The following is a 15,136-nucleotide window of genomic DNA, read 5'->3' as shown; positions in this document are numbered from 1 at the left end:
AAAAGAACAGACACAGACAGAACCACGTTTAAATTCCTCTTTGGTGGATTGAAACTGGAGGAGGCGATTGTGAGAACTCCTGAGTGGCAGGGTTTAAATTCCTCTTTGGTGGATTGAAACCATAATACGCAAACGCCTCAAAATGCTGTGCACTATAGTTTAAATTCCTCTTTGGTGGATTGAAACCTTTGCCCTCCTCCTATACTCTTTCTTTACTTCCTCGTTTAAATTCCTCTTTGGTGGATTGAAACAAATTTCTTCTCTTCATCATAACTCTTAACCCCTTCGTTTAAATTCCTCTTTGGTGGATTGAAACGAGTTAAGAAGATATAACAAGAAAAAATTGCACTACGTTTAAATTCCTCTTTGGTGGATTGAAACAAGATACGAAAGAGCATTTATAACATCCCACGCCCTGTTTAAATTCCTCTTTGGTGGATTGAAACTTGCTTATTTTGGACGAGGTATTTGTGCCGTTTGATGTTTAAATTCCTCTTTGGTGGATTGAAACGCCTCCCATTCACATATACATTAGAACTGCCAGCACGTTTAAATTCCTCTTTGGTGGATTGAAACCTATTTGGCGTAGGATTTGAAGGTGTGAGTGAGATGTTTAAATTCCTCTTTGGTGGATTGAAACCACATGAACAGAAAAAAGAAAAAAAAGAAAGGAGATGTTTAAATTCCTCTTTGGTGGATTGAAACAGCATCAACAATAGAAACAGAAAGTTGAGAAGAAGTGTTTAAATTCCTCTTTGGTGGATTGAAACTGCTTCGAATGATATATTACTACAAAAATCTGCAAAGTTTAAATTCCTCTTTGGTGGATTGAAACTTCGGAAGATACTGCAAGAATGATAGCGGCTACGTCTGTTTAAATTCCTCTTTGGTGGATTGAAACGTCTCTCATGATTAACGTATAGTTTCTGTATCTATTGTTTAAATTCCTCTTTGGTGGATTGAAACGGATGGGTGATGTGAGAATGTGAGAAATTTCACGAGGTTTAAATTCCTCTTTGGTGGATTGAAACAAATATCCTCATTTGAAAAATTTTATAAGCAAATACAAGTTTAAATTCCTCTTTGGTGGATTGAAACTCCAGTCAATTAATGAATTTTGTTGAAGATCTAAGGCGTTTAAATTCCTCTTTGGTGGATTGAAACTGGTTGGGGCTTGGTGTATTTCAGGAGATGAGGGAGAGTTTAAATTCCTCTTTGGTGGATTGAAACGGTAGGAGATGTAGGAAGGATAGTTGATGATATAAAGTTTAAATTCCTCTTTGGTGGATTGAAACCCAACAAAAGTCCAAAAATAATCCATATCAAAATCGTTTAAATTCCTCTTTGGTGGATTGAAACACTGAAAGTAAGACGGTTGAATTTGAGCAAGGAATAGGTTTAAATTCCTCTTTGGTGGATTGAAACGAAGGTATAGAATAAAAAATGCTGGGTCATTAAATAATGTTTAAATTCCTCTTTGGTGGATTGAAACGTATCAAGCTTCAATTCCTCACCTGCAGATAAAACAACGGTTTAAATTCCTCTTTGGTGGATTGAAACGCCTCCCATTCACATATACATTAGAACTGCCAGCACGTTTAAATTCCTCTTTGGTGGATTGAAACTTGCTTAGAATGGTGTATTATTATAAAAATCTTCAGGTTTAAATTCCTCTTTGGTGGATTGAAACAGTATGCCTATTATATATGTTCTTGAAAATGAAGAGTTTAAATTCCTCTTTGGTGGATTGAAACGATTTTAGAGATGTAGGAAGTGTTGTTTTTGCAGGTGGGTTTAAATTCCTCTTTGGTGGATTGAAACTCATCCATAAATAACAACACAGTCCCCCAAAAACATGTTTAAATTCCTCTTTGGTGGATTGAAACTTCCTGTGAAAGTTCTTTTAAAGGTTCAAGTTTTAAGTTTAAATTCCTCTTTGGTGGATTGAAACACTTTTACTTTTCGGTATCACCTTCACCCTTTTTGCGTTTAAATTCCTCTTTGGTGGATTGAAACCCATTTACCTCTTTTTTGTTTTGTTTTCTATCAAAGTTTAAATTCCTCTTTGGTGGATTGAAACTGGGTTGAAAGTAGTTATTATGCAGGACCTGTTTGTGTTTAAATTCCTCTTTGGTGGATTGAAACCGCATTTGATTATAAGAAATATCAAGCATTTTCTAAATGAACCTATCAAAATTTTGCGTCAAAGCTCAACCTTTTAAATAAGTTCAAAAACCCTATTTGTAAAGTTACCCGCCAATATTCACTTTTCAAAGATCTATAAAATATTAGCTGTTAGGTCTTCGACATCGGTTAAAATATGCCTTTCAAAATTAACTCCGTCAGGAAATGTATAAATTATTACACTGTCTCTTTTTTTGTCCACCACATTAAGTATTTCATTTTCAAGTCTTTTTAGCTTGCCATAAGTCAAGTCACCTTCAAAAACTGATTTTTGAATATGATGAAGATATTTTCTTGCTATTTTCATTACCTTTATTAATCTTTTTTGATCTTCCTTTTCTATCAAAGATATATCATAGATCAATATGATTTTCATACTACCACCAAACCTTTAACGGATTATAATGTTTTTCACCTAAGAAATGTTTTACAAGTTTATAAAGTTCTAATTTTATTAGACTTTTATATCTTATTTTTCTTTTTAGTTTTCTATGCAGAATTCTTTCTTCTAAAAGATCGTCAAAATGTTTTACAAATATCTTTCTTCCTTCCTCTTTTAAATAAACAAAGTTAAGCGATCTTTCAAAATGTTCTTCTTTTATAATATTTAAGTTAATAAGTTTCAAAACTAACCTGTCGCATAAAATAGGCTTAAAAATTTCTGCTATATCAAGGGCAAGGGAATATCTTCTTTCAAAAGGTTCATGTAAATAACTGATTGTAGGGTTAAGCGGTGTCTCATATATTTCTTTTAAAATATGAGCATAAACTAAAGAGTTCCCAAATGAAATCATAGCGTTAAGAGGATTATGCGGAGGTCTGATGCTTCTTCTTTCAAATTCCCAATTTGTATCTTTTTCTATGCATTTATAATTAATCTTTTTAATATGTGCTTCTAAACTCATCAATTCATTTATAGTAGTACAATTAGAAATATCCTTTGCTAATTCCTTCATTTTTTCAATTTCTTCATCAAATCTTTCTCTTTTTTCGAAATTTCTCTTTATATTATGAAAAGCCGACTCTACAAATTTTTTAGCAAGATAAATTCTTCGGTTGTGGTCTAAATAGTGTTCTACTTGCTTAACAGTAAGGATTCCTGAAATATTTCCCTCTCTTGGTATGAAACTTCCTGTGTAGTATCCATAGTAATTAAAAAAGTGGATAACAATTTTATTTTTGCCTATGAAATTTAAAAAAGAAGTATTTAAATCCATCTCTCCAAATACAAATATTTGATCTATATCATGAATTGGTAAAGGTCTTTTACCATCTTTTGTTTCTATAAAGATCGTATTTTGACTTCTTTTAATTCTTCCTTCTTTAAATATGTAATAATTTCTTCCCATCATGAAAAGCAGAATTCATAATAAGCACAATTTCTACAATATGGTTTTTCTTGAACAGCGGGTGGTTTCTCAAGATGCTTTATTTCTTCTATTTTTAAAAAAGCTTCTTTCAGCTTTATTTTATCATCTTCAAATAGTTCCACTTCAACCTTTTTTAACAGTTTCGGGTAGTGAATTATTCCTCTTTTGGCGTGAATTCCTAATTTTTCTAAAGTATAAATATAAAATTTTGTTTGCCAAATATGGGCTTCTTCAAGTTTCTTGGACTTTTTTATTTCATTTACGATAATTTCATCTTTCACCTTAATAAAATCAATTTTAGCGCTACCTATTTCTACTTCTTTTAGTTTTTCTTTTTTAAAAAAAGATTCACTTATAATTTTGCCAACCTCGACATCATCCGAAAATCTTTCAAAATCAATTCCATGAGAAAATAGCCATAATTTTCTTTTACAAACAATGTAATAAGATACCTCAATCCCTTTTATGGTTAACTCTTCGTCAATCAATTATGTTTCCCTTGTTTACTGGAGAGGCTTTAGGAACTACATATATTCCAGAAAAATATCTCTTTAACCTCTCTCTTGTAGTCTCATCTTCAAACTTTTTTTCAACTTCTTCATTCCATAGAGGTTTAGGCGGATAGTCTTTATATTTCCAGATATTTACATTAATCACATATTCAGCTATTATTTCCTTTTTAAACCAAAGCCAAGTTATCTTAGGCGCTTCATTGATTTTTCGAATTATCTCCTCAATTTTATCTTCCTCCACTATAGAAATCGTATAGATTTCTCTAAATAATTCGTGTGCATCATTTTTGTTTTCGGAAACATAACCTGAATTAAGAATTCTCACTGTTTCATAAAATTTTTTTAGATATTTCGAATTTTTTTCATCTTCAACATTTTCATAAAATTCAACAACCAAATTTTGTTTTTCCTTTTCTTTAATCTCTTTTTTATCTTTTAAAACTTTATAGGCTTTTTGAATTAATTCACTTTCATAAACTTTACCTTTACTTGACTCTACAATTTTATTCTTATCTTTTTGATAATACACTATAACATTCGCCTCCTCTTTTTCATAAAAATCCTCATAACTAAACTCTTTATTACTCCCCTTTATTCTCCCATTCATCAAATCAACCCTTCTCATTACCCTTCCCATTCTTTGGATTAATGAGTCAATAGGGGCAATTTCCGTAAATAAATAGTCGGCATCAATATCAAGTGATGCTTCTACGACTTGCGTCGCAACAAGGATTTTTGGCTCCTTCTCATCTTCTGGTTTAGGATTACTAAACTCTTTCTCTAATTCTTTTTCTCTTCGCTTCCTTTCATTTAAAGTCATTTCAGAATGCAGTAATCCCAAAAATCCGTCATACTTGCTATTCTCAATCTTTCCATGAACACTAATTGCTTTTTTTACAGTGTTTAAAACAATAAGAACCCTTTTCCCCTTACATGCTAATTCAATTATCTCATCAATATCTTCTTCTATATCCTTTTCTATTAGCTCAAGCTTGTGTCTTGTTATGTCTTCTATTTTGCAAGTTCCTCTTTTTTCTTCACACTCTTTTATTTCTCCTTCGTATAGATTAATTTCTGTAAACTCTATTCCCTTATTTTCTAATTCACTTCTTACAAAATTTGGTAAAGTAGCGGTCATAAGTAGAAATTTTCCACCAAGGGAAACAATATCTTCTATCATTTTAACAATGATCGCACAAGCTCTTGGGTCGTATGCCTGAACCTCATCAATTATCAGTTTTGAATATCCTAAGGTTGCATAAATTTTTTCATAACCTGGATATTTTAAAGCAGAAGGGAAAATTTGGTCTCCTGTTGATATATTTACTGGTAAGGAAAAATGTTTTGAAATTTCAATAATTTTGGGCGTTTCCCCATCCCAGTTTGTATATCTTGAGGTTTCCCATTTATCAACAATATATAGATCAGCGTCTGAGTGCAAAAGCCCTACATTTCCATTAATAAACGGGTCGTCATCAGTATGAATGGTTATGTTAAAATAACTACAAGCCCTTTCAAATATCTGATTGGTAGCAACCCTTAAAGGTAATGTATAGAAGAATTTTTCACCTTCTGCCCATAAAAAAGCAAATTCTGTTTTACCAAGCCCTGTTGGTGCTATTAAGACAACATTTTTGTTTTTAAAATCATCTATAGCTTTCATTACTTCTTTTTGCCAGAAGCTTTCTTTAAACTTTTCATTAAATTTAGCTTCTAAGTCTAATTTAGGATATTCCTTTTCTATCTCAAAAATTTCAGCTTCTTTCTCACAAAATGAAGAAAAGTGATCAATCCTCATAAGAAAACCAGAAAGAAATATCCACAGATTTAAATCAATTTCTAATGCTCTTTCTAATCTTAGTCTTTCTGGAAGAAAATAAAGAGTGTAGGGAGGGATAATACCTGCACTAATTAGATTTCCAGCTTTTTTAATATGTTCAGCAAGGTCTTTATCAAAAGCTATTAAATCTTTGGCATCAAAACCTTCTATCGAAAAACCATCGAAATGTTCTTTTAAGATTACTTCTAATTTTATGCCATTGCTATCCTTAAGTAATTTTTCACAAGTAGTTTTTAAATCTTCATTTAAACCTAACAAATACTCCTTTTCATCTTCCCTCCAATGATGAAAGGCTACAGCTGAAAGTAATGTTGAATATAAAGCTTCATCAGATTTACAGATTTCTTTTACTTTTTCTTTGTTAATAAAGAACAAAGAAAGAATGTTATGCCTTATTTCTGTTGATAACTGTTTATTATACTCATTATAGTAATCGACATTTCCTAAAGTTTTTTGAAAGATTGGTGAGACCTTCCCAAGGTCATGAAAAAAACAGGCATATTTTAGTAGCCTGAATAAGTCGTTTTTAGATATATTTCCTAATCTCTCGGGCAATTTTTCGTATAATTTCCCAAGATTGTCTAATAGGTCCTTCGTATGTTCTCTTAAGGTTATTATGCTTCCATCTTTGGGTCTTTTTGCCCATATTTCTATCATTTTACTCCTCTGGATAAATCATTTTGGTGAAAAATAAAGGGAGATTTTCTTCTTCATCAAAAATAAATCTAAATGGTTTTCCAAAAGAAAGCGGAAAAGAACCACCTTCAAATAGCTTAACAGGTATTTGCTCGAAAACCCTAAATCCTTCCACAATTCTATAAAAAGAGGTGATTAAATGATAGCTTCCTTGGATTTTGTTAAAAAATTCGCTATAATTTTCAGGATAAAATTTAAAGTCTAAATATTTTTCACCTCTTCCTGGGTCGACAAGCCAAGTAAAATTGTATTCCTTAAGACTTCCGTATAATGGTTTCTTTTCTTCTTTAATGTTTAGAGTTTTTATCTCTTCAAACACAACTAAGTCTTCTGCCCTTCCCAGATGGATGGGATAAATCCTGTTTGAAGGATTTTCAAAAGCGTTTTTTAATATCTCAATAAAATTTTCGTCCTCATGTCTTATGTAAATCACTAATTTTACATTTTCTAAAACATCTACTCTTGTTGGAATTTGCCCTCCAGGGTGTTCTGGCAATTGGTCGATAAATCTGTTTTCTTGCCACCCAAATCTACCAATGTGAGAATCTTTATCTAAAGTTCTAAACCACACATATTCCCTGTTTAGATATTCGTAATTGCCATAGATGGCAAGAGATAACCCTTCTTTTAGCTTTTCAAAGTTCTCGTCCCATTGGTCTCTTATTCCTAATACATTGCAAATAAAACCGATAACTGTTGAATATGGTGGAATAGGATAAGTATGTCTTCTTGCAAAGGTAAAGAGTATCCTATAATGAGCTGTAGGTTGATAGATTTTTAATTTAAGAACTTTCATTATTTATCCAACACTCCTTAAGAAATTCATCCCAATCGTTAGTTACGTTTGATTTTTGGTCTTCTTTGATTTCACATTTTATTCTTTCACTTTCCATTATAAACACTTTTCCATCAAGCCAACTGTTTTTAAGACAATCAGAAATTCCTAAAACTCTAAAAATTTTTCCTTTTTCTATTTCTTCTAATTGAATAAAAGGGTGAAAAATTGGCGAGGGAACCTTAACAGGAGCTGCTATCATGAATAAAGGAACTATCGTGTTTGCTTCGCCCGAAGATTGAGCGTATAAACCGTCTTTAATAGCTGTTAAAAGGTCTTTTATTCTTTTTCTTTTCTCCTCTAAAGGAAGGATAAACTCAAACTCTATTTTCTTTTCATCGTTCACAATAACTAATTTCCCTTTACTCTTTAGGTCAGAAATATTTTCTGGAAAAGTATGTTCAAATATGATTTTTTCTTCTCGACTATCTGATGATTTTTCCTTTACTTCAATTTTATTACCATATTCAACAAGTTCTCTTACATAGATTTTTCTGTTCTTTTCAACTTTTTTAGGAAATATCCACTCGTCCTTTCCCAATCTTTCAGCATCAATCGTAAGACTTACCTTATAAAGAGATAAATGCTCTTCTTTGCTAAAAGGATTAGGAAAAGCATTTTCCCCCTGGTTTATTGCTCTATTTACTAAATCGTGGTTGCAATAAAAAGCCATGTCTCCATTTCACTCTGTTAAGGCAACCGCTTTTGTAATTCCTACAGGAGCTTTTCTTGTAATTGACATCTGGTTTCCGATAGTATACATATATCCAAAGGCATCAAGTTCCGGAGAAGTCAAAATGTCTTCTTGGGTAATATCAAACTGAACAACTTCTCCTCCTGCTGTCACCTTTGTTTCTTTCCATCTAAATGCCCGGTGAAGCGTAGTAAACAAATAATGTCTTAAGGCAGTTTTTCCGATAAAACTAACCGTTCTACCTCCTACCTGAAGCTTTTTGATGGAGAGGATGTTTCCTCCTATTTTTTCATCCCTGTTTAGGGCTGACCCTTCAAAAATCATGGTTAAGGTTATGTTCTTCATGCTTCACCTCCTTCAGTTTCTGCTTCTGTTTCCTGTGATTTTTGGGCTTCTTTATCTTCTCTACCTAAAATTGGGGCTAAAAAAGAGAAGATAAGGGTTTTGAAATACTTTTCGTTTTCTGGTTTAAAAGCTTCTACAAGCTCAGTTGGAAACTCTTGTTTATTAGCATGGAAGCATCTTAAAAGCATGTAATAGACATTATCTTTGTTTCCAAGACGAGTTTGCTCAAGAAGTCTAAAACCTAAGTCATTTATGGCTTTTGCAAGGTTTTTTAAATTATTACTATAACTAATGCTCTGCCCTTTTTGCTGTAATTTCTTTATTAAAGAGTCAATTTCTATTAAAAAGTCAATTTTTCTTTCCATACTTACCTCCCTATTTTTTCTAAAATTTTCCCGTAAAGTTTAGGCAAAATTTGTGAAACCCTTCTAAGATACTGTAAATCATTATACTTAGTAAAGTATTTTGTTATTGGATCATTTTTGCTTATTTCATCGTTCTTTTTCAACTTCAAAATCGTCTTCAGCACAAAGTAGTTTGCTTTTTCAAGCTCTGAAAATTTTCCTGCTAATATTAAATCGAATATCTTTTCCTCATTTATTTCTTCAATTAAATTGGCTATATCATAATCAAGTAAAATTTTAGTTATATTCGGTGGAAGGTCAAAGTAATCAATAATACTTCCTTTTTTCACAATCACTTCAATATTCATCATCGTCCAAGCACCAAGTAATGTCCTTCTCTTTATTGCCCATTGCAAAAGCGAGGAGCCAAGAATTTTTCTTACTTCATATTCTTTTGATTTCGCTAAAATCTTTTCAGCAAAGTTGTTTAGGTCCCAAATTAGGTAAAAATCAGGAGCATTTATGAAAATTTCACCTTCAGGAGTTTTAATAAAAGCAAGATGGTGAAAAATTATTAAATATGAACATAGATGACAAATTGGTGTCGAAAAATTTAAATTCCAAAAAGAATTAGGGACTTCAGTTATTGCTGCCCCTAAACCAGCAAAATGTATTCCTTGAAACTTTTCTCTTTGTTCTAAAAAGGACGAAAAATTTCTCTTAAATTTACTTTTTATGTCATCTATCAAAATTTGAGGAATAAAATAACCCTCGCACCAACTACATGTTTTATGTTTGTTTCTTTCTATTCTTTGTAATGCTTTTACATAATAATTTTCAAAAAATTCTTTCTGACTAGATTGAATATAATTTGGATACCTTTTGTTTTTACCCCAAATTGAAAACCTTTCGTTCAAAACATCTTCATGATACCTAAAAATTCCTTTATAACTTTCCTTTATGGCAAATCGATCTATAATTAATTTCCCATCTATTTCAAAATTTATCCCATTATATTGCAAGACCTTTAGAAATCCAACAACCCCAGCATTATAAAGCCAGTTTGAAGGATATAGAATTATCTTGTCTTCCATTTTTATAACTCCTTAACCAGCTCTAACAATCCAAACCCCTGCCCTGTTCTTATCCCAAATCCGTAATCATATACAAACTGAAGAATTTCAGGAGAGCCAGAAAGTTCGAAAACTCCCTTAAACCCTCGGACATACCCATTATAATGCTTAACCATAACCTCTTTGATTGGATAATTTTCAAGCAAATTAAGTCTAATAGGATGTGCATCCTTCCTTCCCGTTAAATACTTAAACCTATCGTTTGTTCTTTGATAAAGAATTTCGTTAAACTTATCTAAATCGTCGTAAGGCGTAATATACCAACTCTTAAAATCCTTCTTCTGAACTTGAGGGTTGTTTAAAACACAGACCCCAATAGTTTTAAAAATTGCTTTATTAGTTTTAATTTTTTTGTATGGAAGTAAATTTATATCTTTTATTTCAAAATTTTCACCAATTATTTTAAATCTCTCATTTTTTAGTTTAAGCACACCGTTATAGAAATTTGTGATAACTACTGGATCACCACTTGAAAATAAAAAAGAAATTTTCGTATCGGTATGGAGTTTTTCATCAATCTTAAAAGTTTCTCCAAGCCATACTGAAAATGTATATGGTCTATATTCTTTTCTTTGGTAAATCCTCTCTAAATTAGCTTTTTCAAAAACCTTTTTTAAAAATGAAATAAAATGGCATCGATAATCTTTATCTAAACTTAATTTTTCTTTGCTTTCAAATATTATTTTTATCTTCATAATATCGAATATTATATTCAAAATTTTAAATTTATGCAATAACTTGTAATTCAAATAGATTAACTTCAGTATATTAGAGCAGTTAAAATTTTAATTAATTACAGGAAACTTGACTTTGGGGAATTTTCTTGATAATAAAAATTTGTAATCTTTGTTATGAGAATAAGACAAGTAAAACCAAATGATATAAATGATTTTATAGAAACTTATATTAAGGCTTATGAAGAATTAGAAAATTATAAATATAGAACAAGGAAAGAAATTAAGAACTATTTTAAATGGCTTTATAATAGAGATAAAGAGGGCTTTATAGTGGCAGAAGAAAATGGCAAATCTGTAGGATTTGCAGGAGGAGATACTAATTGGATAAATTTTGAGGGAGAAAAGGTTTTAGAAATTCATGAAATTTTTGTTCTCCCAGAATTTAGAAAAAGGGGTATAGGCTCTCAGCTTTTGAAACATCTTTTATCTTATGGAATTAAAAAAGATAGAAAACTTGCTGAACTTTGGGTTGGAAAAACTAATTACAAAGCCATAAATTTTTACAAAAAATTTGGTTTTAAAGAAGCTGGAGAATGGGGGAAATGGTTGAGAATGACAAAATCATTAACCTCTTAAAAACTTTAGTAGAAATTGAATCTCCAAGTAAAAAGGAAGACCAAATTAAAGAATTTGTGAAAAATTATTTGAAAAATTTAGGATATGAAGTTTTTGAGAGCGAAAATTATATAGCTACTAAAACTACTTCAGATCTAATAGTAGCTACCCATTTAGACACTCTTCCTTTAGATTACAAATTTTTTTATGATGGAATTTATGCCTATGGAACAGGGGTATGTGATGCTAAAGCAAGTATTACAGCTATGCTTGTCGCAGCTGAAAATAAATTAAACTATACTCTTGCTTTTTTTTGTGATGAAGAAGAAGATGGTCTTGGCTCTAAAGAATTTGTAAAAACTTGGGAAAATGGGAAATTTGCTATAGTAATGGAACCTACTAATTTAGAAATAGCTTCCAAACATTGGGGAAGTTTTGAACTTATAATAAAGGTTGAAGGTAAGGAAGCACATGGAGCTTTCCCTGAAAAGGGAATTAATGCTATAGAAAAAACTTTTGAACTTTATAAAAAACTTAAAAAACTAAATCTAAAACTTAATCCCTTAAGAATTAACGGAGGGTCTGAAAAATACATAATACCAGATATTTGTGAAATAAAGTTTGAAATTTTTCTTAAACCCAAAGAAAAGATTTCTGACTATTTAGAAAAAATTAAATTTGTAGAAAATTTTGGCAAATATGAAATTGACCATGTTTATGAAGGGTATATAAGTGGTGAAGTAGTAAAATATCTTGAAGAAGCTATTAAATTAGCTAAATTACCCATTTCTTATACTGAAATGAAGTCCTGGACAGATGCTTTAAATCTAAAAGAAAGATTTGATGTAGTAGTCTGGGGACCAGGGAATTTAGAATTTTGTCATACTAAAGAAGAAAAAGTAAAAATAGAGGAGATTAAAAAAGCTATAGAGGTTTTAGCTTCTCTAAACTTTCTTTTTTCTTCTAAAAACAAACCAAGATAAATATAAAGGAGTTTTTATTAAAATCCTTAAAAATATAGCAGATGCAAAAGAACCAAGGGCTAAAATTGGTAATAATTTTTTCTTTTTCATATTCTTCCCTTTTTTAATTTAAAATTTAAACCAAAATGAAAAATTTTCCAACTTTTTATAAATCTATTTCTTGTTTTAAAGTTGTGATTGACAATAACAAACAACCTAATAATATTTAGTATTTATTAGTAATAAGGGGGGGTGCGTATAAGCCTTGATAATTAAGAAGGTGTTTCAGAGATTTTCCATAAAAAATGTAAAAGGTTATCAACCTGATTTTAGATTAATCCTGACTTTTTTATTAGGAATATTTATTGGGGCATTTTTAACTTTACTTTTTATTTTCACTATAGGAAAGGATTTAATTCAGCTAAAATACTATAAACCTTATTCTACCTCTTTAACTCAAAAAATGAAAAAATATGGTTCTTTTGGATATTATTTATGGAGTTGGAATGTGATTAAAGATGGAAAGGTTATTTGTTCAAATCCTTATGTTTGGATTATAACAAAAGAAATTGAATGCGAATAATTTTTATAAGAGGAGGTATAAGCAATGTATATGTCAAAACAGGTAGAAAATTATATAGAAAGAAGTTCTTGGATAAGAAAAATGTTTGAAGAAGGCTTAAAACTTAAAAAGGAATATGGAGAAGACAAAGTTTTTGATTTGAGTTTAGGTAATCCTGATTTACCTGCGCCTCCAGAAGTAAAAGAGGCACTTGAAAAGATCTTAGAAAATTATGATCCCTCTTATCATCGCTATATGCCTAATGCAGGATTCCCTTTTGTTAGAGAAGCGATGGCAAAAAAAATTACTAAAGAGCAGGGGATTAAAGTGAACTTTGAAGAAATCATAATGACTTGTGGAGCAGCAGGTGCGTTAAATGTAATTTTTAAAACTTTATTAAATCCAGGAGAAGAGGTTCTTTTTCCTTCTCCTTATTTTGTAGAATATTTTTTTTATATAGAAAATCATCAAGGAGTTCCTAAAGCAGTTCCTACAAAAGAAGATTTTAGCTTAGATATGGAAAAAATTGAAGCCTCAATTTCTGAAAAAACTAAAATTTTTTTGATAAATTCTCCTAATAATCCTACAGGTCAAATTTATTCAGAAAAGGAAATTGAAGAACTTTGCGAACTTCTTGATAAAAAAAGCCGAAACATTGGTAGACCTATCTATCTTGTATCTGATGAACCATATAGAAACTTAGTCTTTGATAATGAAAAAGTTCCTTCGATTTTTCAATACTATTCAAATAGCATTATTGCCTATAGTTTTTCTAAGGAACTCTCTTTAGCAGGAGAAAGGATAGGTTTTATAGCAGTACATCCAGAAATTGAAAACAAAAAAATGCTTCTTGATGGATTAATTATATGTAATCGTATTCTTGGTTTTGTTAATGCTCCAGCTTTAGCTCAGAGAATTGTTGCTAATTGTGCTTTTTCAAAGGTTGATGTAAAAATTTATCAAAAAAGAAGAGATATAATTTGTAAAATTTTAGAAGAATCCGGCCTTTCTTTTATTAAACCTAAAGGCGGATTTTTTATTTTTCCTAAGGTTCCTATAGAGGATTTAAAATTTTGCGAACTATTAAAAAAGGAGCTTATTCTTGCAGTTCCAGGAAGAGCATTTGGAAGTTCAAATCATGTGAGACTTTCTTTTTGCGTTTCTGAAGACACTTTATTAAATATGAAACCTAAATTTATAGAAGCATGTAAAAAAATTTATAAATATGTTTAAATTTCAAATTCTATATCAAAGCCGAAAAAACCAAGCTCGGATAGGAGCAATTATAACTCATAGAGGTGTTATTGAAACTCCAGTTTTTATGCCAGTTGGAACTCAAGGAACTATTAAAACTATGCCTCCTGAAATTGTTAGTTCTTTAGGTTATAATATTATTCTTTCTAATACGTATCATCTTTATTTAAGACCTGGGCCAGATATTATTCAAGAACTTGGAGGGATTCACAAATTTATGAATTGGAAAAAACTTATACTTACAGATAGTGGAGGTTTCCAAGTATATAGCCTTTCCCAATTTAGAAAAATTACTGAAGAAGGAATACTTTTCAAATCTCATATAAATGGAACCGAGCATTTTTTTTCTCCTATTATGGTATTGGAAATTCAGAAAAAACTTGGTTCTGACATTTTGATGGTTCTTGATACTTGCATTCCCTATCCCTTATCCTATGAAGAAACAAAAAATCTTACAGAACTTACTCATAAGTGGGCTGTTGAATCTTTTGAATATTGGCAAAGACATAAAAATGAAAAACAGGCAGTTTTTGGTATAATCCAAGGAGGAATGTATGAAGATCTAAGAAGATATAGTGCCAAATTTATTACTTCATTGGAATTTGATGGATACGCTATAGGAGGGCTTTCAGTTGGAGAACCCTTAGAAACAAGAAACCAAATGATAGAAACAAGTTTAGAATATATGCCCTATCACAAGCCAAGATATGTAATGGGAATCGGAACTCCTTTAGATATAATAGATGCAGTTATTAGAGGTATAGATATGTTTGATTGCGTTTTGCCTACAAGAAACGCAAGGAGAGGAACTGTATTTACTTCTAAAGGTTTTTTATCTATTAAAAATGCCTCTTTTAAAAGTGATTCTTTACCTTTAGATCCAGAATGTGAATGTTATACTTGTAGAAATTTTTCTCGCGGATATTTAAGACACCTTTTTCATGCGAAAGAATTATTAGTTTATTTTCTTTTAACACTTCACAATTTATTTTATTATGCTAAACTAATGAAACATATTAAAAATGCTATTAAAACTGAGACTTTAGAAAATCTAAGAGAGGAAGTAGCTCAATATTATTTAAAGAATTTTAACGACTCTAAATAGGAGGTTTT

General features: G+C 30.7%; 13 protein-coding genes, 1 pseudogene and 1 CRISPR repeat array (1 of these 15 cut by a window edge). Of the genes and pseudogenes, 5 read left to right on the top strand and 9 right to left on the bottom strand.

The annotated features are described in order from the left end of the window. Window positions 1–2,145: direct repeats of the CRISPR family, unit length 29 nt; unit sequence GTTTAAATTCCTCTTTGGTGGATTGAAAC (it extends 1,412 nt beyond the left edge of the window). 133 nt (window positions 2,146–2,278) lie between these two features. The 9 genes and pseudogenes from cas2 to cas6 all read right to left on the bottom strand — a co-directional run bounded on the left by cas2 (window position 2,279) and on the right by cas6 (window position 10,648). After that, complete coding sequence (gene cas2, locus TOPB45_RS06345) at window positions 2,279–2,560, bottom strand: CRISPR-associated endonuclease Cas2 (protein ID WP_013910010.1); 282 nt, start codon at window positions 2,558–2,560, stop codon at window positions 2,279–2,281. Between the two features lies 1 nt (window position 2,561). Further along, window positions 2,562–3,536, bottom strand: a complete 975-nt coding sequence (gene cas1b / locus TOPB45_RS06340; protein WP_013910009.1) for a type I-B CRISPR-associated endonuclease Cas1b — start codon at window positions 3,534–3,536, stop codon at window positions 2,562–2,564. Then, window positions 3,533–4,042, bottom strand: coding sequence for a CRISPR-associated protein Cas4 (gene cas4 / locus TOPB45_RS06335; RefSeq protein WP_013910008.1), 510 nt, complete (start codon window positions 4,040–4,042; stop codon window positions 3,533–3,535). Before cas4 ends, cas1b begins: the two co-directional genes overlap by 4 nt. Beyond that, window positions 4,035–6,563 (bottom strand): CRISPR-associated helicase/endonuclease Cas3, encoded by a 2,529-nt coding sequence (locus TOPB45_RS06330; protein ID WP_013910007.1) that lies wholly within the window; start codon window positions 6,561–6,563, stop codon window positions 4,035–4,037. The genes cas4 and TOPB45_RS06330 overlap by 8 nt, the downstream gene beginning before the upstream one ends. 1 nt (window position 6,564) lies before the next feature. Next, window positions 6,565–7,398, bottom strand: coding sequence for a type I-B CRISPR-associated protein Cas5b (gene cas5b / locus TOPB45_RS06325; protein ID WP_013910006.1), 834 nt, complete (start codon window positions 7,396–7,398; stop codon window positions 6,565–6,567). Then, a pseudogene (gene cas7i, locus TOPB45_RS06320) lies at window positions 7,385–8,455 on the bottom strand (type I-B CRISPR-associated protein Cas7/Cst2/DevR). The gene cas5b and the pseudogene cas7i overlap by 14 nt, the downstream one beginning before the upstream one ends. A 17-nt stretch (window positions 8,456–8,472) precedes the next feature. Next, complete coding sequence (locus TOPB45_RS06315) at window positions 8,473–8,841, bottom strand: hypothetical protein (RefSeq protein WP_041430359.1); 369 nt, start codon at window positions 8,839–8,841, stop codon at window positions 8,473–8,475. Between the two features lie 2 nt (window positions 8,842–8,843). After that, entirely contained in the window at window positions 8,844–9,914 is a 1,071-nt protein-coding gene (locus TOPB45_RS06310; RefSeq protein ID WP_041430358.1) for a hypothetical protein, read from the bottom strand. A 2-nt stretch (window positions 9,915–9,916) separates the two neighbouring features. Further along, window positions 9,917–10,648 (bottom strand): CRISPR-associated endoribonuclease Cas6, encoded by a 732-nt coding sequence (cas6, locus tag TOPB45_RS06305; protein WP_013910005.1) that lies wholly within the window; start codon window positions 10,646–10,648, stop codon window positions 9,917–9,919. A gap of 156 nt (window positions 10,649–10,804) precedes the next feature. Here cas6 and TOPB45_RS06300 point away from each other — a divergent pair, with 156 nt between their 5' ends. The 5 genes from TOPB45_RS06300 to tgt all read left to right on the top strand — a co-directional run bounded on the left by TOPB45_RS06300 (window position 10,805) and on the right by tgt (window position 15,128). Continuing rightward, window positions 10,805–11,266, top strand: coding sequence for a GNAT family N-acetyltransferase (locus TOPB45_RS06300; RefSeq protein ID WP_013910004.1), 462 nt, complete (start codon window positions 10,805–10,807; stop codon window positions 11,264–11,266). Beyond that, window positions 11,233–12,228: a M20/M25/M40 family metallo-hydrolase gene (locus TOPB45_RS06295; protein ID WP_013910003.1), complete on the top strand. Its 996-nt coding sequence runs from the start codon at window positions 11,233–11,235 to the stop codon at window positions 12,226–12,228. The genes TOPB45_RS06300 and TOPB45_RS06295 overlap by 34 nt, the downstream gene beginning before the upstream one ends. 244 nt (window positions 12,229–12,472) lie before the next feature. Next, window positions 12,473–12,790, top strand: a complete 318-nt coding sequence (locus TOPB45_RS06290) for a hypothetical protein (RefSeq protein WP_144011496.1) — start codon at window positions 12,473–12,475, stop codon at window positions 12,788–12,790. A gap of 24 nt (window positions 12,791–12,814) precedes the next feature. Next, window positions 12,815–14,002: a pyridoxal phosphate-dependent aminotransferase gene (locus tag TOPB45_RS06285; protein ID WP_013910001.1), complete on the top strand. Its 1,188-nt coding sequence runs from the start codon at window positions 12,815–12,817 to the stop codon at window positions 14,000–14,002. Beyond that, a complete protein-coding gene (gene tgt, locus TOPB45_RS06280; RefSeq protein WP_144011495.1) occupies window positions 13,989–15,128 on the top strand; it encodes a tRNA guanosine(34) transglycosylase Tgt in 1,140 nt (379 codons plus the stop codon). Before TOPB45_RS06285 ends, tgt begins: the two co-directional genes overlap by 14 nt. The last annotated feature ends 8 nt before the right edge of the window (window positions 15,129–15,136 follow it).

The sequence above is a fragment of the Thermodesulfobacterium geofontis OPF15 genome (assembly GCF_000215975.1).
Lineage (GTDB): Bacteria > Desulfobacterota > Thermodesulfobacteria > Thermodesulfobacteriales > Thermodesulfobacteriaceae > Thermodesulfobacterium > Thermodesulfobacterium geofontis.
The sequence above is the reverse complement of the archived record's forward strand: the minus strand, read 5'-3'. Positions and strand labels throughout refer to the sequence as shown.